16 protein-coding genes are annotated in these 21,302 nt (G+C 41.0%); 8 read left to right on the forward strand and 8 right to left on the reverse strand.

Translation table 11 applies throughout. The features are described 5' to 3' along the window. Positions 1-1,056 (reverse strand): tetraacyldisaccharide 4'-kinase, encoded by a 1,056-nt coding sequence (gene lpxK, locus BM386_RS11960; RefSeq protein WP_091694281.1) that lies wholly within the window; start codon positions 1,054-1,056, stop codon positions 1-3. A 39-nt stretch (positions 1,057-1,095) separates the two neighbouring features. Here lpxK and BM386_RS11965 point away from each other — a divergent pair, with 39 nt between their 5' ends. From BM386_RS11965 to BM386_RS11975, 3 genes are all read left to right on the forward strand, one after another. Next, positions 1,096-2,196: a Nif3-like dinuclear metal center hexameric protein gene (locus BM386_RS11965; RefSeq protein ID WP_091694284.1), complete on the forward strand. Its 1,101-nt coding sequence runs from the start codon at positions 1,096-1,098 to the stop codon at positions 2,194-2,196. A 3-nt stretch (positions 2,197-2,199) separates the two neighbouring features. Then, positions 2,200-2,985, forward strand: coding sequence for a zinc ribbon domain-containing protein (locus tag BM386_RS11970; RefSeq protein WP_091694286.1), 786 nt, complete (start codon positions 2,200-2,202; stop codon positions 2,983-2,985). Between the two features lie 115 nt (positions 2,986-3,100). Continuing rightward, positions 3,101-3,514, forward strand: coding sequence for a hypothetical protein (locus BM386_RS11975; protein WP_091694289.1), 414 nt, complete (start codon positions 3,101-3,103; stop codon positions 3,512-3,514). Here BM386_RS11975 and BM386_RS11980 read toward each other — a convergent pair. Continuing rightward, positions 3,501-4,121, reverse strand: coding sequence for a histidine phosphatase family protein (locus tag BM386_RS11980; protein WP_091694292.1), 621 nt, complete (start codon positions 4,119-4,121; stop codon positions 3,501-3,503). The two genes, BM386_RS11975 and BM386_RS11980, sit on opposite strands and share 14 nt — an antisense overlap. A gap of 53 nt (positions 4,122-4,174) precedes the next feature. On the opposite strand from BM386_RS11980, the gene BM386_RS11985 reads away from it, so the two are divergent. From BM386_RS11985 to menD, 3 genes are read left to right on the forward strand one after another with little or no spacing between them, the layout of a single operon-like run. Continuing rightward, on the forward strand, positions 4,175-4,597 hold the full coding sequence (locus tag BM386_RS11985) for a hotdog fold thioesterase (RefSeq protein ID WP_091694295.1): 423 nt from the start codon (positions 4,175-4,177) through the stop codon (positions 4,595-4,597). After that, positions 4,597-5,814, forward strand: coding sequence for a chorismate-binding protein (locus BM386_RS11990; protein ID WP_091694298.1), 1,218 nt, complete (start codon positions 4,597-4,599; stop codon positions 5,812-5,814). Before BM386_RS11985 ends, BM386_RS11990 begins: the two co-directional genes overlap by 1 nt. Then, positions 5,811-7,496, forward strand: a complete 1,686-nt coding sequence (menD, locus tag BM386_RS11995) for a 2-succinyl-5-enolpyruvyl-6-hydroxy-3-cyclohexene-1-carboxylic-acid synthase (RefSeq protein WP_091694301.1) — start codon at positions 5,811-5,813, stop codon at positions 7,494-7,496. The genes BM386_RS11990 and menD overlap by 4 nt, the downstream gene beginning before the upstream one ends. A gap of 50 nt (positions 7,497-7,546) precedes the next feature. Here the strand turns inward: menD and BM386_RS12000 are convergent, their stop codons facing one another. From BM386_RS12000 to BM386_RS12025, 6 genes are all read right to left on the reverse strand, one after another. After that, positions 7,547-8,734 (reverse strand): serine hydrolase domain-containing protein, encoded by a 1,188-nt coding sequence (locus tag BM386_RS12000; RefSeq protein ID WP_091694303.1) that lies wholly within the window; start codon positions 8,732-8,734, stop codon positions 7,547-7,549. 61 nt (positions 8,735-8,795) lie between these two features. Continuing rightward, entirely contained in the window at positions 8,796-9,605 is an 810-nt protein-coding gene (locus BM386_RS12005; protein ID WP_091694530.1) for a helix-turn-helix domain-containing protein, read from the reverse strand. 187 nt (positions 9,606-9,792) lie between these two features. Continuing rightward, a complete protein-coding gene (locus BM386_RS12010) occupies positions 9,793-10,761 on the reverse strand; it encodes a PorP/SprF family type IX secretion system membrane protein (RefSeq protein WP_091694306.1) in 969 nt (322 codons plus the stop codon). Between the two features lie 4 nt (positions 10,762-10,765). Further along, a complete protein-coding gene (locus BM386_RS12015) occupies positions 10,766-16,012 on the reverse strand; it encodes a BspA family leucine-rich repeat surface protein (RefSeq protein ID WP_091694308.1) in 5,247 nt (1,748 codons plus the stop codon). 298 nt (positions 16,013-16,310) lie between these two features. Next, positions 16,311-17,093: a response regulator transcription factor gene (locus tag BM386_RS12020; protein WP_091694311.1), complete on the reverse strand. Its 783-nt coding sequence runs from the start codon at positions 17,091-17,093 to the stop codon at positions 16,311-16,313. 255 nt (positions 17,094-17,348) lie between these two features. Next, the gene (locus tag BM386_RS12025) at positions 17,349-18,215 is read right to left on the reverse strand and encodes a LysR family transcriptional regulator (RefSeq protein WP_091694314.1); all 867 of its coding nucleotides are present in this window, start codon (positions 18,213-18,215) and stop codon (positions 17,349-17,351) included. Between the two features lie 100 nt (positions 18,216-18,315). Between BM386_RS12025 and hutH the strand changes: the two genes are divergently transcribed. Together hutH and hutI are read left to right on the forward strand one after the other, a co-directional pair. Beyond that, positions 18,316-19,881 (forward strand): histidine ammonia-lyase, encoded by a 1,566-nt coding sequence (gene hutH, locus BM386_RS12030; RefSeq protein ID WP_091694316.1) that lies wholly within the window; start codon positions 18,316-18,318, stop codon positions 19,879-19,881. Between the two features lie 143 nt (positions 19,882-20,024). Beyond that, positions 20,025-21,257: an imidazolonepropionase gene (hutI, locus tag BM386_RS12035; protein ID WP_091694319.1), complete on the forward strand. Its 1,233-nt coding sequence runs from the start codon at positions 20,025-20,027 to the stop codon at positions 21,255-21,257. Positions 21,258-21,302 lie beyond the last annotated feature (45 nt).

Here is a 21,302-nt window from a genome sequence, read left to right on the forward strand (position 1 = left end):
TTAGCTATTGTCTCTATTTAAGACTTTTTGTTGGATTAGTTTGGCTAGAGTAAGTTCATCATCAGCTGAAAAACTAACTTCAATGGGAAGCACAAAAATCGGAATTTCTTCCAGAAAACCTGTGGGTGCATTGGATTTAACTTTTACCGCATCTTTTTCGGTCGTAAGTACAACGGGATTTTCTGACGCCAGTTGCTTTACGAGGGATTGAATTTTACTAAAATCAGCTAAAGTGTAATCATGATGATCGGGATAGCTCAGGACCTCCATCAGTTCGTATTTCTCATTTACAAATTCTACAAGTGGCTGATCATTTGCCAGGCCAGTAAGTAGGATTACATTATTAGAAAAAGGCATTGAATCCTGCAAAGGAGCTGGTTCTCCGTAAGAAATTGAAGAGAATAGAACAGGAGTATATGGCTCACTATAATCCGATGCTTGCCTTGTCAATTCAATTTTCGCAGAACTTGCCAAGTCTCTTGGGCACTTCGTGATTATGATCACATCGGCTCTTTTTGCGCCAGCTCTACTTTCTCTGAGTCTTCCCATGGGCAGAAGAAAATCTGAAAAAAATGATGATTGATAAGTAGTCAAAAGTATAGTCAAATTCCCTTTTACATAGCGATGCTGGTAGGCATCGTCTAAAATCACCAATTCCGGAACCACGCTTTTTGATGCTATAATCTCAAGTGCATTCACCCGATCTTCACCCACAAATACAGAGACCTCACTTCCAAACTTCTGGAAAATCTGAAAAGGCTCATCACCGATTTGCTGCGGAGTAGTTTGCTCATTCGCTTCAAGAAACCCTCTGGTTTTTCTCCCATAGCCTCTACTCAATGTTGCTACGTTCATCTGATTGTCTAGCATTCGGATCAGGTACTCTACCATGGGTGTTTTGCCCGTTCCGCCCACACTCAGATTCCCTACTACAATACTTGGGATCGGAGATGAGGCACTTTTCAGCCAGCCTAAATCGAAAAACCAATTCCGCACTTTAGTGACCAAATCGTACAGCAAAGCAAAAGGATAAAGCAAAAAAGCGTACCAGCGCATTCGAGAATTACTATTTTTGATCAAATAAACAGAAAAAATATGGGATACAAGATTAGCGATGTGATTTCCTACCTGGAGCAAATCGCCCCTCCATCCTATCAGGAATCTTACGACAACGCCACTTTGATCACTGGCGATAGAAATGCTGAAGTAACTGGGATCGTCTGCTCTCTTGACTGCGTAGAATCCACCGTAGAAGAAGCGATAGCGCTGGGAGCTAATATGATCGTGGCGCACCATCCGATAGTTTTCAAAGGATTGAAAAGTCTCACTGGAAAGAACTATGTGGAGAGGACGATAATAAAAGCGATCAAAAATGATATTGCGATTTATGCCATTCACACCAATCTGGATCATGTAGCACATGGAGTGAACAAGCGAATTTCGGATCGATTGGGACTAGTGAATACCAAGATTTTACAGCCCAAAAAGCAATTGCTAAATAAACTCGTGTTCTTCGTGCCAGAACCAGAGAAGGACAAAGTTCTCCAAGCTGTGTACGCTGCCGGAGCGGGGAAAATCGGTGAATATTCGGATTGCTCCTTTCAAGTAAAAGGAAAAGGCACGTTTACGCCTTCGGCAAAATCAAACCCAACCTTAGGTGAGCGAGAAAAACCACAAGAGGAAGAGGAAGTCCGCGTGGAAGTTTTGGTGGCAAATCACCTTTTGCCAAAAGTATTAAGGAAAATGCAGGAGACTCATTCCTATGAAGAGGTTGCCTACTATGTACAAAGTCTTGAAAATGAAAATCAGGAAGTGGGTGCCGGAATGGTGGGAAATTTATCTCAGGAAATGGATGGAGAGGAATTTTTGGATTACCTGAAAACTCGAATGAATCTGGAGGTGATCAAACATACTTCGCTGATCTCCCGAAAGATCAAAAAGGTGGCAGTATGTGGAGGTGCAGGGATTTTTCTTTTAAGAGATGCCATAAGATCAGGTGCAGATGTATTTGTGACCGCTGACGTGAAATACCATGAGTTTTTCGATGCAGACGGCGCGTTAATTCTTTGTGACATCGGACATTACGAGAGTGAAATTTTCACAAAAGAATTACTCTACGAGTTTTTGTCACAAAATTTTCCTAATATTGCACTCTATTTGACAAAAGTAGTTACAAATCCCACATCCTACCGATAGTACATGGAAAGTACAGTAGCACAGAAACTCGAAGCTATTCACAACCTTCAACTTTTAGATTCAAAACTAGACGCCATCATCAAGGTTCGCGGAGCTCTTCCAGAAGAGGTTCAAGACTTAGAAGATGAAATTGCTGGATATGAAACCCGATTGGAGAAATTTCAAAGTGAAATAGATTCTTTTGAAAACGAAATAAAGGCGCTTAAAGAAAGCATCAAGGACTCTGAAAAACTGATTAAGAAATATCAGGAGCAGCAGATGAATGTTCGCAACAACCGCGAATACGATGCGATCACCAAAGAGCTTGAGCTTCAGGATCTAGAGATTCAGGTTGCTAAAAAGAAAATCACTGAAGCAGGTTACAGAATCGATACTAAAAAGGTTGATTTGGAAGAACTAAGTGCAGTGAAGAAGGATCGTCAGAAAGATTTGGATCAGAAAAACAGTGAATTGACTTCAATTGTAACTGAAAGCGAATCTGATGAAGCGAAATTGAAAAATGATCGCGAAAAAGCAACAAAGAAAGTTGATGAGCGACTTTTGAAATCATATTCTAAAATCAGAGCTAATGCAAAAAATGGTCTTGCAGTAGTAATGGTGAAAAGAGGAGCTTGTGGTGGATGTTTCAATACTGTTCCTCCACAAAGACAAGCTGACATTCGTGAGAAGAAAAAATTGATCGTTTGTGAGCATTGCGGTAGAATCCTTGCTGGTGTAGAAGATGAAATCGTAGAGGAAGTAGCACCAAAGAAAAAAAGAGCTACTAAGTCCACTAAAGCAAAAGCTTAAAGCTGAGTTTTATAGACATATAATTTTAAAGAAACCCCCGACTCTCAGTCTGGGGTTTTCTTTTTTCATCATATTTTTTTGCTTTCAACCTGATAATATCTCTATATTGAGAGCTATGAAAAGTATTGGAATCCTAGTTTTCACCCTATTCCTTTCTCTTGCTGCTATGGCAGAAGAGACTGAGTCCAAAACTTTTTTGGTAATATTCAAGTCGAAGGAATTAAAATCGCTTAATACCTCACTGAAAGACATTCAGTCACAATTTTCTTCTGTTTACAAAACAAGGAGTTATTCAGGCAATTCCGAGTTGGCATTGATTATAGATATCCCAAATTGTGAATTTGATGCTTGCTTTCTTGGACAAGTGTTAGTTTCCCTTGATCAAGGCGAAGAGATTAGACTACAGGAGATTGCGTTCCGTCTTATAGACATGACTGCCAATCAAAAGTCTTTGGACAATTACGTCACTGCTTTTGAGGACAGTCAGAAAAAAGAGAAAAATGACAAGCGCAATACTACAGCTCCTTAAGGTGCTCAGTATCGTTTCTCCTCAGTAGTTCGAAAGTACCATCCTCTTTTTCTTCAAGCAGATACAAGCAAAGATTCTTGTGCTCAAACATATCCATGTGACAGAGGTCTTGCTTCATAATCAGGCTTAAAAATATCCGCATCGCACGCCCATGCATGCATACTAGAATCGTTTCCCCCGGACCATTTAGTATCGCATCTATACCTCTCTGCATGCGCTTGGCGACGATATTTGGACTCTCTCCTCCAGCGATACAATAATCAAGATTCCCTTTTTGCCATTCATTGAGCATGTGCTGGTAATATTGGCTTTCCTCTGGAGACATCGGAAGTCCTTCATAATCTCCCCAAGAAATCTCGTTGAGGTCAGTAGTAGAAATAGCTGGAATTCCCAGATCCAAAAATGATTGGATGGACTGTTTAGTACGCTGCAATCCAGTGTAATAGGCTTGATCAAAAGGGACGCTTTTATAAGCCTCAAAGAAAGCTGTTGCTTGTCTCCTACCATTTTCATTGATCGGAGCATCTATTCCACTTCCTTGCACTACACCTTTTAAGTTGTAATCTGTTTGTCCGTGCCTTACTAGGTAAATTTTTTTTCGATTCAAGATTCTCTATTTTTGTCTTCACCCCAAAGAAAACTCATTTACATTTATAATTCATGGTATTCTCCCAAAAGCCTTCATTGGAACAAATCAATCAGAGCGGAAGAAACACCATGACTGAGCATTTGGGAATTGTTTTTACAGAAATTGCAGACGATTTCCTGAAAGCCATCATGCCTGTAGATGAGCGAACAAAACAGCCTATGGGTTTGTTGCACGGAGGAGCGAATGTGGTACTGGCAGAGACGCTGGGAAGTGTGGCAGCTTCACTTACTATTGATTTAAAAAAACAAGTTTGTGTAGGTCTGGAAATAAACGCAAATCACCTAAAAGGCGTTAAGTCAGGACTGGTCACTGGAATCACCACTCCGATCCACATTGGAAAAAGCACACAGGTCTGGGAAATCAAAATCACCAATGAGCAAGGTCAGCTTTGTTGCATCTCACGAATCACCCTCGCGATTTTAGACAAAAAGTAATGCATACTCAAGTAGCTATTAATCATACTAAAACAGAGATCATCCAACTTCTTCTACAGTTGGGACTGACTTCTGGTGGTTCTTTTGCCATCTGGCGAAAACCAAAATCCAATACCGTTGAAATCGTCCTGAATGAAACGGCAGAAGCAATAAAAGTGGATTTGAATCTAGAAAATCTAGAACCTGGATTTATAGTGCATCCATTTGCTGATCAGGCGGACAAAAAGGCGTATTTCATAAAAGCGAATAAATACTTCGCTTTTGAGCTGGACAAACAACTTGCTTCCGATGAACTTCCCGAATGGGCCAAAGTCCAATTAAGCAATCAAGAAACGCTTTCCCCAGAAGAAATCAGAGAATTACTGATCAATCAAACATTAATCAGCAAGGTCAAAACTTCCAAATTAAGCGAAGACAAAACGCATTTCATTCAGCTGGTCCAGGAAGGAATTAAAGCAATCCAGCACAACACACTTGAAAAAGTTGTTCCCGCGCGCACGAAGACTATTTCCATTCCTGCAGACTTCAACCTGAGTTGTACACTCCTGAGCTTGATGGATTCCTACCCAAATGCTTTTATCAATTTCTTCCATTTACCTCATGTCGGCACTTGGATAGGCGCTTCACCTGAGACCTTGATCGAAACAAAAGGGGATATTTTCACTACTATGTCATTGGCTGGCACTCAAAAAGCAACTGGAGACAATCCGCTTAAATCTGTCGCTTGGACGCAAAAAGAAATAGAAGAGCAAGCTTTAGTTAGTCGATACATTGTTTCCTGCTTTAAGAAAATAAGACTTCGGGAGTACGAAGAACATGGGCCAAAGACGGTGCTTGCAGGAAACTTATTGCATCTACGATCGGATTTTAAAATCAATATGCAAGAAACTGGATTTCCTGAACTAGGATCTATCATGCTGGGACTTCTCCATCCTACTTCCGCAGTTTGTGGAATGCCTAGAAGAGAAGCTCATGATTTCCTTCAAGAATTTGAGGGCTTTGACCGTTCCTTTTTCTCGGGATTTATCGGGCCAGTGAACATTCAGGGAAGTACTTCTATCTATGTAAATCTAAGGACTGCTACTTTGCATGACAATGAAGCGACGCTATATGCTGGTGCAGGTGTGACAGAAGATTCTGACCCTGAAAAAGAATGGGAAGAAACTGAACTGAAGTGTGATATCATCGGTAAATTCATCCAAAAACCAAGCGTTTGATACTTCCATCCATAGTCGATTTAGTGGCGATTTGTGCCAAAAAGGGTGTGCAAAACGCAATCCTTTCTCCTGGGTCACGCTGTGCGCCTTTGACTATAGCTTTTGCCAGGCATACGCAAATACATACAAGAACCATCTCTGACGAGCGTACCGCAGCCTTCATAGCATTAGGCATGGCGCAGCAATTAGACGAACCTGTGGCACTGGTTTGCACCTCTGGATCCGCTGCGTTGAATTATTACCCCGCAGTGGCCGAAGCATTTTTCCAGCAGATTCCTTTGTTGATATTGACAGCAGATCGACCTGCTGAGTGGATCGATCAGTACGACGGTCAGACGATTTTCCAGCCGGATGTGTATGGAAAGCATGTGAAAGGAAGTTTCGAGCTACCGGATTCCAGTACTTTCCCAGATCAACTATGGCAATCCTCACGAATTGTAAATGAAGCGATCAACCTGGCCAAGCAATTTCCTACTGGCCCAGTTCATATCAATATTCCACTTCGAGAACCTTTCTATCCTGAGAAGGGTGAAGAATTGCTTTTTCCTGAAAAACCACGGGTTTTTAACTTGGTGAAAAGCAAAACTGAGCTGACAGAGGAATCACTGATCAAGCTCAAGAGCAGACTGGATATTGTACAGAAAATTCTGATAGTTCCTGGTCAGCAAAAACCTAATCCACAAATTCAAGCCATTCTAGATCAACTCAGTAAAAATCAAAACGCTGTAATCGTCACCGATACGATTAGCAATTTGCAGTCTGATCAAACAATTTCATTCCATGATCACTGGTTGGGACATTATGAAGTTTCCGAAAACCTAAAACCTGATTTGATCATCAGTTTTGGCAAATCAGTTATTTCAAAGTCACTCAAGCTTTTCCTTCGAAAATCGCAGGCATCTCACTGGCATATTCAGGAAGATGGAAAGGCAAAGGATACCTTCCAAAAACTGACCAGAAATATAGCAGCTACGCCTTTATTTTTCCTCAATTGGTTAAATCAAAACCTTGGCGCACAGAACAGTCAATTCTATCAAGCTTGGCATTTCCTCGAGAAGGCAGTCTCAAAAAATCTCCATCAGGTACTAAGGCAACAACCCTTCGGAGAGTACTCGGCTTTAGCTTTTTGTCTGGAAAAAGTACCTTCTCCTTCCAAAATCCATGTAGCCAACAGCATGGCGGTACGTTATTTGAATTTACTGGGAAAAAGAAATCAGGAAATCATTTGCAACCGCGGTACCAGCGGTATTGATGGTTCCAATTCCACAGCAGTGGGCTGCACCCTCACGACCAAGGAAATTGTAACCCTAGTGACAGGCGACATGGCTTTCTTCTATGACCGTAATGCATTTTGGCACAATTACGCTACCCCAAATCTTCGCATCATTCTGCTAAATAACCATGCGGGGGGGATATTCCGATTGATCGATGGCCCTGCAAATCAGCCAGAATTGGAAGAGTTCTTTGAAACCAAACAGACATTGACTGCTAATCATTTGGCGACTGAGTTTGGATTCTTTTATTCCAAAGTGGTGAATCAGGAAGAACTGGAAGCTTCGCTAGAGGACTTTTATGAAGACTCCCTGCATCCAAAAATCCTGGAAATCGAAACTTCAAGCCTGGAGAATGCTGAGATTTTAAAGTCAGTAAAAGAAAGGATCAAGCTATCACTTGAGAGCTAAAAGTAGAGTCGGGAGAAGAAGTTCTCCCGATTTTAGTTCTGCCTAGATTTCTATTCAAAAAACAAGTCTATTATTTTATAGGCTAATGCAAACAAATCAGTGGTTTCTCCGCTGCTATTCATTGCCAATGCTATACTTACATTATATTCTGGTAACAACATCAAGATAGCGGTAGATCCTACAGCAGTCCCCCCATGATGAACTACTACCACCTCTCTTCCATCATCAAACACCTTATGGATAAGGTCATTACGCCACCCCAAGGCATAGTTTTGCACATTCACCTCCCCGCTTTTTAATTCTACAGGGTTAAACAATAATTCTGTTGTAGTCGAATTAACTAATTTATAGTTTAAAATACCGTTGCCAAATTTGACCAGATCTGTCGGCGTGGATAGATAGCCACCTCCGGCCCATTTATTACTGTTATTAACCGGATAGGATTTCTTGAAATAACTCTCTTCACTATCATAGAAAATCGCAGTGTTAGGAACTGGATCAAGTGCATTGTCCGGAATCGTATGTTGGAGGTTTAATGGCTCGAGTACTCTGCTTTGTATGAATTGATTATAACCCGTTTTTGATGCACCTTCCATCACCGTAGTCAGTAAAGTGTAATTATAAGAACTATAGCTAAAATCCTGTCCAGGAGTGAAGAGAAGCTTATCATCTGCAAAAACGGAAACACTTTTTTCAGTGGTATTAAACTGGTCGTTGTTATAATATTCCCAAATCGGAAAACAAATACACATACCGTAGTTTCTTATTCCCGAGGTATGGGAAGCCAATTCTTTTACCGTCAGGTTGGCCACACTCCCAGAGACGTAGGTCACGTAATCTCCTACAGTAGAATTTGGACTCAGAATTCTGTCTTGGAAAAGCAAGCCCAATCCCACTGAGGCGATGGTTTTCGAAACACTTCCAATTCTATATTTGGTAGCGGTATCTGCCAAAAGATTGTTATCCAAATCAGAATAACCTATTGAATTTGACCATATTACTGAGTCACCCATGCCTATGGAGGCTGAGAGCGAAGGTGCATTTATAGTTTGGAATTCCCTTGCAAGCAATTCATCTGCTTTATTTCTGACAGAATCCAGATGGCTTATATCCGGATGTAAACTCTGTCGGTTTAGCGTTATGGATCTGCCGAAATAATAAGTAAAGACTGGTTCAAAAAGAAAATAGGCAAGAATTACAATCGAAAATAAGCTAATAGTTAGCGCTATTTTTTTCATTTGATTAATTATCAAAAGATGAAATGATTAAGAAAGAATCGATAAAAAATATCTGAATGGATTATTGACTTTGAAACTCAGCTGAAAAAGTAGAACCGGGAGAAGAAGTTCTCCCGATTTTATTTACACCCCAAATCAGAAATGCTAGTTCTCCAATCTCAAACATCGTCAAAGGAATCAATGCTAAAAGAGCTCCTACCACTGAAAAGATCAATATTCCAGAAACTATTCCTAATCCGCCTAAAATCTGAGGGATATTAGACCAGAGGTTTTTATAGCATAGAAATCCAGCACCTATAAATCCGTAGGCTAATCCGAAGGTTCCTAACTTAACCACGTAGTAATCTTCCATTCTAAAAGAAGATGTAGCAAGGGAAATCAAATCAACTGAATACCAAAGTCCATTTGCAATCAGCATCACCCAAAGTGCTATCTGAAGTATCTTGTTTGGAAAAGTTCCAGTCATTTTGATCAATCCTAAAAGGAATAAAGAAAAAGTGATCAAAACACCAACTTTTACTAATCCAAAAGTTACAGAATTGGTATAGCTTCCTTCCATCCACTCGACTTCCATACTGATATCAAAATAGCTCAAAAAGAAATAGACTAACCCTGCACCTAAACCTGTGTAAAGCCACTGAACTAATGATTTTGGATAAACAGAATGCTTCTCCGATTCTATATTCTCCAGCTGAGCTCCCAACGCCTCAAAAAGTGCCTTTATCGTATAGCTCCTCGGAGTCACCTCTCCTGCTTCTATGCGCTGTATCGTGCGCACATTCAGGTTGCACATCTCGACCAACTCTTCCTGAGTCAATCCTTTTGCCTTTCTCATTTCAGAGATTTTCTTGCCTAATTCTGGTTGTTTCATTTCAAATAAGTTTTGATTTACCATGGCAATTTCTGGGATTGAATTGGGACTTAAGACGAAATAGGCTCGGTTTTGACCCGACATTTGCCCGACAATGTAAAAAAATAGTGCTATAAGTCCGCAAAGCCCATTTACAAAAAAAACATCTCCATTTCCATAGAGATGTTTTTGTAGGATCAACTATATTTTAAAACAAACGCAACATATCATCACGGGAGGACCTGGCCGGGAGAATGAAACCTACCGAAACTTCATGGCTACTGAAGTTTCTTTGATTGGAGCCTTTAAGACCATAATCAAACACGTAGCCTACCCGGACCTGATCCAAAAAGTAAAATTTGATCTGTCCTATCAAGGAGGAAAAATCTTGCTGGATCTGCTGGTCTTTATTCCATGGAAGTTTCAAGGAAGTACGATATCCAGCTCCGAGCCAAAACACATCCATGAACGCAAAAGTACCATTCACATCCACGGAGGCAAAATTCTCAAAATCATCCCGGTAAAAGAAACTCGGCACAAACGAAAGCGTCTCTCCCACATCGAGCAAAATACCGCCTGTTAGATTCATCTGAGGAGTAAGGACTTGCGCAAAACTAGATTCATCTGGCTTCAAGACAGTGGCCAAAGCATGACTGACCGATAGTCCCAGGTAGTTGTATTCGGAAAAGTAAAACAGACCGACATTGATATCAGGCTGGATGGAATTATCCAAACCAGCTCCCAAAATTGGATCTTCTACATTTCCCGGGTCCAACTCTCCCACATCAAAGGTATTTTGTAGAAACCCTCCTCCTACTCCAAAACTTAAGTACCGGTAATCACCGAGTCTCAATTGATAGGAAAGGTTTAATTGGGCTCCTGTCGTACTTTGCACACCGATCTTATCCGTAAATCCCTGAAACCCGATTCCGAGATTGGCGGCAGGAATTGCTCCATCTACCGCTATGCCCATAGTCGTCGGGCTTCCATCGAGCCCCATCCATTGTCTTCTAAAATAGGCATCCCCTCCGATTCCCTGCCTATATCCAGCATATGCAGGATTGACAAACGATTGATTAAATAAGTATTGATTGTATCTGGATGGGTTTTGGGCATGAGCCACCAAAGCCATCAGAAGCTGACATAAAATCAATGTATTTTTAAAAAACCTTTTCATTACATCAATAGATTAAAGTGACAAATCCTGAAAACTGATATGAATTCCCTTCAAAATCTATTGTGGTCAATTCATAAAAATAAGTACCTCGAGTAAGTCCGGTTCCGCTCCAGTCATTTTGATAGTTATCTGTAGAGAAAACCGTCTTGCCCATTCTGTCGAAGACAACCAGCTGATTGCTGGCAAAAAGCTCATTCAACTGCTCAATCCTCCAGGATTCATTGATTCCATCACCATTTGGAGTAAATACATTTGGAATCCTTAGCTCAGATTGATTGATCGTAAATACCAATTCATTATTCGAATAGTCCGGATCTGGCGTGTCTGAATACACTTGGAAGAAGTTTTCGACCAAACCTTCCTCGTTGGCTTTCAGCTCGAGAATCAATTCCAAGGTATCTCCCGGACTGATCTCATCGATAGTCCATATCAAATACTTGTTGGATGAATCATAAGAGATGTCACCTACCTCTGAGGATACCCTTACATATCCGACCAAATCAGAGAAATAATGATCTACTGCTAAAGGTCCAGAACCGACAGAACCAGTATTGACTACTTGAATCTTGATCTGGTATTCTTTTCCTTTCAGTACCATTTCAGGAGCACTTTCTAGATAAATCATCAGATCTGGTGAAGGTATTTCTTTGATTGTCACGGGATCAGTCTGATCACTGACGGCAGGGAAGTTTTCGCCACTAGCTGAGGCAAAATTGATCAAGCTTCCTTGCTCACCTAGTACATCAAAACTCAACGTAAAGCTCACAGATTGACCTGCTGCCAATTCTTCCAAGTACCAGGTGACTTTGGAATTTTCGACCTCTGCTCCAGTAGAAGCATTGGTCAACACTAATTCTTGTGGAAACACATCCTCTATCACCAAATCAAAAGCTGGGGACTCACCGGTATTGGTTACGGTAATCTGGTATTCTATGGATTCTCCAGGAGAGATTTCCCCATTGACACTCTGATTTTTTTGGATGCTGACAGCCGTTTGGGCTACTCCATCGACCAAAACTTCTACTGTATTTGAAGGTTTGACTTGTTCTGGATCATCCACCAATTTTCCTTCCGCCACATTGGAAATCACTTGATCTACAGGAACATCCAGGGATACTTCTACTAATAAATTCAGTTGAATACTCGCTCCGGCTTCCAAGTTATCGACTGTCCAAGTTACTTCATTTTCACCGTTCAGTTGTCCATTGTGACTGGCAGAAATGAATGTAAGAAATTCATTCAATTGATCACTGACATTGAGTTGACCTGTGCTTTGATCCGAATCATTTTGGATCGTGATGGTGTAAGTAATCTGCCCTCCCGGCAAGACTGTGCTCACATCTGCAGTTTTCGAAATAGAGAAGTTGATTGATTCTTGCGGGCATGTATTTACTTCTACCACCACTGGGATTCTCACAGAACTACAGCCAGAGAGTAGATCCACTTTTTCGGCAAAGTAAGTTTTGGATTCCAGCAAAGCTGACATCGCGAGTGGCTCTGAAGCATCCTCACTTGAGTAATAGTTGAGCTGCTCTTCCTCACCTATACCTTGTACTACTATTTGTGCCAAAGTAGCTTTGTCTTCCACACAAAACTCCTGAGTAACCATTAAAAATACAGGAGGCTCTACGGTTCTAACTGCTATCTGCCAAACAGCTGCTTCACCAGGAATATTTTCATTGATTCCACTACCTTTGACAGTGACAAAAATCTGGGTATCTCCCAAAATCTGGATCTTGTCATCTTCGATTTTTTGAGTCAACTGTTCATCCAAATAGAAGGTGAAAATCGGGCTGGTGACCGTGGTACTGGAAGCTGTCAAGTCTAGGACTTCTCCCAAACAAACCTCCAATTCAGTCACTTGAATATCCGATGCTGTGGCTGTAGGCACCTCGCCTTCCACGATTGTCAGAGTAGCTATCAGGGTTAGATTCTCATAGCTTTCACCACCATCCAATTTGGCGGTTGCGGTCTGCGATCCTATTTCAGTTCTTGTATTGTTTTCATAAGTGACAGTCACTCCTGTAGGCAGATTTCCTGATATTTGGATGGATTTCTCTGTGCCATCATAGATGAAAGTCGCGTCTGCGAAAGTAATTCCGTCAATCGGAAGTTTTTCTCCCGGCTCTTGTTCGCAGGTTTTCAAGACCGCAGTGATCGGTACTCGAGCAGAACCGCAGCCATTCACGCCATCATAGACCTCTGCATAATAAGTTTTGTTTTCAAGTGGCGTATTCCAAGCCAAAGGCTCGTTGCTTTCCAAACTTGCGTAATATTCCATCGTAGCACCAGAAGTGATCGGCTCGACGACAAGGTCATCCAAGGTAGGCATATTTTCGGAGCAAAATTCTTGACTTGACACTAAGAAAACAGGTGCTTCGACCAGGTTTACTTTGATATCAATAATCACTGCCTCTTCGGGTAGATTTTCATTGACTCCATCTCCCTTGACTGTGACAAAAACTTGAGTATCTTGGAATACTTCAATTTCCGAACTTTCTATCTTTTGGGTCAAATCTGCATCTAGGTAAAAAGTAAAAACCGGATTGGTCACTGAAGTTGAAATAGCTTCCAGTAGAACTATCTCTCCAGCGCATACTTCCCTATTTTCCACTTGAATATCCGATGCTGTGGCTGTAGGCGCCTCGCCTTCCTCGATGGTCAGGGTAGCTGTCAGGGTCAAATCTTCATAATTTTCCCCTCCATCCAAATAGGCTGTGGCAGTCTGGGATCCAACTTCAGTTCCTGTATTATTTTCATAAGTGACAGTCACTCCATCTGGAAGCTCACCGATAATGGTAATCGTTTTCAGAGTTCCATCGTAGGTGAATGTTGCATCTTCGAATGTGATACCAGTGATCAGTTCCTTGCAATCGGTAGCCTCTGCATCCCCCTCAAACCTCCAGAGGTAATCATCTATCAGCTTCTGTCTAGCTGCCTTACCGGCGCAGAAGGTCAATCCTTCTGCTCCCACTACGACATTTCTCTGCACATTTTGGGAAGCCCAGCCGATCAGGGTAGCATCATAGTTTTCTTGGGACAGACCCGACCCATCAAAAATCCCCTCCATTGAAATGACACTCGAAATATCCCAATTTGCTAGAGACTGGTCAAAAGAAACGGCATTTTCAAAAGTTTTATTGAGATTTTGCAGATTATTAAATTCCCAACTACCAATTGGCTGATTAAACAAATCAGCTTCGGCAAACATATAGGAAATATTAACTACTGATGACATATCCCAACCTGAGATATCTTGATTGAATTTATCGGCTTCATAAAACATATGAGCTAGACTTAACGCACTGCGCATATTCCATTGATCGATTTTACCATTGAATAATCGAGCATTAGAAAACATTTGCTCAAAGTTTTCTATTGTCGAAACATCCCAGTTATTCAGATCAGGTGTGGTAATCCCGGTCTTGTAGAACATTTCGTTAAGAGTAAATGCTTGACTTAAGTCCGGCGCATCAGTGGCATTGATGTCCATAAATTCGCCTTCTTCAAACGCTTTGGATCCATCCTTCCACTGGATTGCCCCCCACTGCTCTACAGATATAATTTTTGAAGGATTACTTGCGATTCCATTGATCCATAGTTTTGGAAATTGTCCAGTAATACTGATTTTATATGGGCCTGTATTATCATAGCGGTGAAAACCTCGACCTGTAAGCCCCTCCTCTATGGTCCCATCACCCCAATCTATCGTGTAGTTGTAGGAATAGTTAGGATCTGCAGTGGGGATATAAATCTCTTTGTTCGTTGCCCCCCAGATGGTTACAAACGCATCCGGATCATCCACTTGGCACTCTTCCGCCAAAGCATCCCCCACGAAAGTCCACCCATACTCATCTATCAATTTCTGTCTGGCAGCTTTGCCTTCACAGAAAGTCAGCCCTTCTGCACCTACCATCACATTTCGCTTCACGTCCTGACTAGCCCAGCCTATCAATGTCTTATCGTAATTTTCCTGAGAAAGGGAGGATCCGTCAAAAATACGGGCCATGTCTATAATATTTCGGATATCCCAAGAGCCTAAATCCACATTCAAAGGTGCTCCTCCAAAAGTTCCATTCATAACTGAAATAGTAGACACATCCCATTCTTCAAGGTTAAATGGAACAGAATAGCTTCCAGCCAACGTATAATACAAACTAGATACTCCTGATAAATCCGGCAAATCATGAGTACTGATGTTTAACTCAAAGCCAAAAGAATCTAAATTTTTCCACTTGATATCACCCCACTGCTGAACAATCCCTATGTTAGGCCACAATTTGAGGTCAGCTGAAGTTAAACCACCATAGACTTCAATGGTAACTTGATTGAAAGTTTCTATCCGGTATAGGCCTCCTTCTGGCAAAAATTTATAGTAAGTAGATTTTATATCACCAAGGGAAGTTGATTCTATTACTTTCATTAATACATCAGTTCCTTGCAATGTAAAACTAAAGTTGCCTTCATTTATATCGGGAGAAACTGAAAAAATAAATGGTCTTTGGGTCAAATGCTCACAAAACTCCACATCCCCTACAAACGTCCACCCATACTCATCGATTAGCTTCTGCCTAGCTACCTTCCCTTCACAAAAAACCAACCCTTCTGCTCCTACCACCACATTTCGCTGGACATTTTGTGAAGCCCAGCCGATCAGCGTTGCGTCATAGTTTTGTGGAGATAGTGTTGATCCACTGAAGATCTCACTCATATCTGTTATCATGCGGATGTCCCAATCCCCAAGATTCTCATCAAACCTAGCATTTCGAAACATTCTCGCTAATGAAGTTACCTGGCTGAGGTCTGGCTTATCGATCGACGAAATACCAAATTGAACATCAGTCCCATTAAACATATCCTCCATACTATTCCATTCAACACCCCCCCATTGAACGATTTCTTCAAGATGATAAGGCTGTCCAGGGTTCAAATAGCTTTCAAGTGAAACCCTGGTCAAGCTTCCTGATATACTGATAGTATATTCCCCTGGGTTATCATAAAAATTCGACACTCCCATTCCCTCATTTGCGTCAGGTATAGTTAAGCTTTTTCCATTGCCCCAATCAATCGTTAGACCAGTACCATAAACTGAAAAACCAACTTGAGGATAGTCCCCTTCATGCACATTCCATTTAAACACAAATGGTTTTTCTTGGGCAAATGCCTGATTTAGAAAGGAGAACCCAATATTGATGATAATCATCAATACCAGAAATTTGAAACTGAAAATCAAAAATGGTGTTAATTTCATTTTGCTTAACTATTTCGGCTTAAAAGCCATTAAAGGAATCAAAACATTGAATTAATGTGATTTATTTAGATCAAAACTCAAGTAATTGCCAACTAATATTCAGTCTTACCCAATTTTTAACAAGTCAGAATTAGAATTCGGCACAGTTAACTGAGATTATGGAAAACACTTTTTAAAAAGTCATCTACCAAATGGATTCATATTCTAACACCAAAAATATCCGTTCAGAAACTCAATGCATATCCCCATAAATGGGGAATTTTATCAAAAAACTGAATTAGAAACACTTAGATTTTCTTCAAATCAATCCATTTTTGACACAAAAAAACACCAACTGAGCTGTGTTCTTACAGCCAGACTTTTTCAGTAAATTTTTACGATGGGAAATAACCGTTTCTTCAGAAACAAAAAGTTGAACACTGATTTCTTTAGTGGTCAAACCCTCACCTATCAGAATAACTATCTCCCGCTCTCTCTTGGTGAACTTTGGAAGAAAGCTATCAACTTCCGATTGTGAAGATTCGTTAGAATACCCAGAAATAACCAGATTGCCCCTTTCCCCGGTCAAATCTGTAATGGATAATTTATAGGAATTCGTTTGGGTAATGTGGGATATATCTGAATGTATCCCCAGAACTTTTTCAAGAGCTCCCTCTTCGTTAGTTGCCAAAGTGATTGTCTGCATCAAAAACAACCTAAAAGTCCCATCGTAAATTTGCTCACGAATAGAATAACTGAACTTATAATTAATTATTTCAGATGCATTCAGTTTCGTTTTTATATAGGTAGCAACCTGGTTTTCGCTGGCATATACAAAAGGCATATCTTCTGAATGAAACACTCCCACCAATGAAGACAAATGAGCTCCTGTCAAATCTATGCCTAATATTTTCTTAGTTGATGGAGAGCAAAAATCAAATGTGAGACTTGCCGAATCCAATACATAGTAATAATAAGGACCTGGAGTAAAAATTGATCCCAAAATACTTTCAAACTGAGGAATGGGAATCCTGTCTGATCGATTTGCAAGATATCCCTGGTGCCCTTTATATAATTCCAAAATGTCTTTAGCTTTCTTCATAGGAAAAAAAAAATTGATCGCAGTTAAATACAGCTTTAAAATAATCCATTTAAAGGAATCAAACTGGATTTTATTCCAAAAAACTAGAGATTCTTTACTTCAAAAACATCTTATTAAACATAACTTCCTACAAATCATTTAATTAATATCACCCTAATATTCTTGCCCCAAAACACAAAATGCTAGAGATAGGAAAGAAAAATAGACTTGTTTTGACCCGACATTTGGGTATAAAGGCTCAATTTAAGGATTTAGCTAGATCAAAGGCAAAACTTGCTTTAATGCAGGATTTCTATTTTCAGCCTTCCAAATCGCTGAAAGCTCGGTGAATTGCGGAATATTCGGAATCTGCATAAATCGCACATTCAATTCATATCCTTCTTTCAAAGAAGTGGGTACAATGGCCACTCCCATTCCATTTTCCACTAGCTTGAAAATCGTCAAAGCATGCACGGATTTATGCCTGATTCTGGGAGAAAAACCTGCATCCCGACAAATCCCCATAATCTGTTCATAATATAGATTGCTATAGTCTGAGGAGAAAAGCACAAAAGGTTCATCCTTGAATTGATTGACGGAAATAAAATCTCGCTCCCGAAGCGGATGATTTGTGGGCACCACCAGTGAAAAGCTATCTCGCAAAACCACCTTCATTTCCAAATCACTCGGCACAGAAGCCAATCTTACAAAACCCAGATCCAACTTATCTTTCTCTATCATTTCCACCTGAACAGCGTTACTAAGCTCCTCCAAACTCGTGCTGATCAAGGGCTGTTGAGAATTCAATTTTGAAAGTAAATCCGGCAAAACCTGATTGGATGCTGATCCCAAAAACCCAACTCTAAGTTCTCCAATTTTCCCTGCAGCTATTAACTTCAGCTGGTTTCTGGTCATCTCCAGATGATTGAGCACAAAATCAACCTCCCCTTTGAGGTAAGTCCCAGCCACAGTCAATGCCACATGTTTCTGATCCCGTTCAAATAACTGAACCTCAAAAATCTCTTCCAACTGCTTAATCTGTCGGCTCAATCCAGGTTGCGAAATAAATAAGCGCTCAGCTGCTTTCCGAAAATTCAACTCTTCTGCTACAGCCTTAAAATAATTCAGATGCCTCAATTCCATGATACCTCAAAGGTATCACATATTGACAAAATTGATATCAAAAATTATCATAAAGGCTTGGTATCTTTGTAGAGACCCTAGAATATTTACCCAAATAGTAATGGAAACTTTCAACTACGGATTAGAACATCTGACAGCCGGCATAGCATTAAAGCTTGCGAGGAAAGAACTCAAAGGAATTATCAGCCCTGAAACCCGGGAAAAAGTTCAAGCTTCTTCACAAGCGGTTGCCAATATCGCCAAAGGTGAAAAGGCAGTTTACGGAATCAATACAGGATTCGGCCCTCTTTGCACCAGCAAAATATCTGCTGCTGACACACAGACTTTGCAGGAGAATCTATTGAAAAGTCATGCCGTAGGATTGGGAGAACCTGTGCCGATAGAAATTTCCAAACTCATGCTTGTATTGAAGCTACAGGCTTTGGCGCAGGGATATTCTGGAATTCGACTGGAAACCTTGGATCGAATGATTTGGATGTTGGAAAATGAGGTGATTCCAGTCGTGCCCATCCAAGGGTCAGTTGGGGCATCCGGTGATTTAGCTCCACTTTCTCACTTGTTTTTGCCATTGCTTGGACTTGGCAAGGTTCATTTCGAAGGAAAGATCCAACAAACTTCCGCAGTTTTTGAAAAGCTAGGAATATCAGCACTTTCTCTTGGACCAAAAGAAGGTTTGGCCCTAATCAACGGAACGCAATTCATGGCGGCTTATGGAGTAAAAATCGTGGATCGCCTGCACAATTTGCTTGTCCATGCTGACATTACCGGAGCAATGATGATTGAGGGATTGATGGGTTCGATCAAACCATTTTCCCCTGAATTGCATCAGCTTAGACCATTCGCAGGTAACCAGCACGTAGCTCAGACAATCCTGAACTTACTTCATGAGTCCGAAATCGTCAACTCGCACTTGGATTGTGCCAGAGTACAAGATCCCTATTCTTTGCGATGCATGCCGCAAGTCCATGGAGCATCGAGAAATGCTTGGTTGCACCTGAAGGAGGCTATCGAAACTGAAATCAATTCTGTTACTGACAATCCTGTCGTGTTCAGCGAAGATCACACGATTTCCGGAGGAAGTTTTCATGGCCAACCCATCGCTTTGCCTTTGGATTATGCCTGCCTTGCTGCTTCAGAATTGGGAAATATTTCAGATCGGCGAATCTATCTTTCCCTAGAAGGAGATACTCCCGGCGTACCAAAATTGCTATTGAAAGAAACTGGTTTGAACTCCGGTTTGATGATCCCACAATACACCACCGCAGCTCTGGCATCAGAAAACAAAGGCCTTTGCTTTCCTGCATCTGCGGACAGCATACCTACCTCATTAGGACAGGAAGACCATGTGAGTATGGGTTCGATAGGTGCTAGAAAAGCTTTAAGGGTAATTGAAAACGTGGAGAAAATCTTGGGAATTGAGCTTTTCTACGCTGCTCAGGCTATGGACTTTCACGCTCCTTTGAAATCAGGAAAAGTAATGACCGCGATTCATGAGCACGTCCGAACCAAAATCACTCCTGTAATCAATGATCGGGTGATGACTGAGGATATGGAAGCGGCAATCGAGATGATTCAAAGTGGTGAGTTGATTGCAATTGCTAATCAGGTAGCCAAAGAAGAAGGTTTACCTTTTGAAACTGAGTGGGGTGAATTATTTAGCTTATAGAATTGCTAGCGGAAAGGTAATTTTGCCCGCAGATTTCCGCTGATAAATTGTAAAAATCTGCGCTTTTATCTGCACCCCTTATCAGCGTAAATCTGCGGGAAACTAATAGAAACAACGGTGGTCTTTCTAAAAACCAACAAACCATGAAAAAACTAATCGGCCCTATATCACAACTATTGACTCTAGACAAACTCCCGTTAAAAGGTGCGTTGAAAGATGAGCAATTGGAGATTCTGGAGTATGCTGGGATCCTGATGGAAGGAGAAAAGATTCTGGAAATTGGAAATTTCAATGATTTAAAAGCCAAAGCAAAATCGTTAAATGCCGAGGTCATTGAGTTGGAGAAAGATTTTGTGGCTCTTCCAGGTTGGATCGATTGTCACACGCATATTTGTTTTGGAGGGACACGGGCTCAGGATTTTGCCATGAGGAATGCCGGTAAATCCTACTTGGAAATCGCGGAGGCAGGCGGAGGAATCTGGGATACAGTGACACAAACAAGAAAACTCCCTCAATCAGAACTTGCAAAGCGAACTGTTACTAATGCCACAAGACACCTGAGTGAAGGTGTGACGACGATTGAGGTGAAAAGCGGCTATGGCTTGACAGTTGCTGAAGAACTCAAAATGCTTCGCGCTATCAAACAAGCTGGTCAAGAAACTAAAGCCGACTTAATTCCAACTTGCCTGGCAGCTCACATGAAACCACGGGATTTTGAGGGAACTAATCAGGAATATCTGGAAATGATTTCAAAGGATCTTTTCCCCATTTTAAAATCAGAAAACCTTGCCAACAGGATCGATTCTTTTATCGAGAAAAGCGCTTTTTCTCCTGAAGAGATTGAGAGATATTATCAAAAAGCGAAAGAGTTAGGCTTCGATCTTACTGTTCATGCCGATCAATTCACTACAGGCGGATCTACAGTTGCTGTGAAATTCAACGCAAAATCTGCCGACCATTTGGAGGCTTCGACTGAAAAAGAAATAGCACTTTTAGCAAATTCAAATACCGTTGCAGTTGCTCTTCCGGGAGCTTCAATTGGACTAGGCTGTGCTTTCACTCCTGCCCGCAAAATCCTAGATCAAGGTGGTTCTTTGGCAATTGGAAGTGACTGGAATCCAGGTTCCGCTCCCATGGGAGATTTGCTAGCTCAAGCTTCCATTTTAGCAACTTTCGAGAAACTCAGCACCGTAGAAGTTCTTTCAGCACTGACTTCCCGTGCAGCTTCAGCTTTAGGATTGGAAGACAGAGGAGTTTTGAAAACTGGTCTTTTAGCTGACTTCAACCTTTTCCCAACTTCAGATTATAGAGAAATCTTGTATCACCAAGGCAAATTGAAACCAGCACAGGTTTGGAAAAAAGGTGTTAAGATTTAAGACAATAGACTTAAGACGTTAGAATTAAGATCAGATCCAAGATTC

Source organism: Algoriphagus locisalis (assembly GCF_900116615.1).
Classification (GTDB): Bacteria; Bacteroidota; Bacteroidia; order Cytophagales; family Cyclobacteriaceae; genus Algoriphagus; species Algoriphagus locisalis.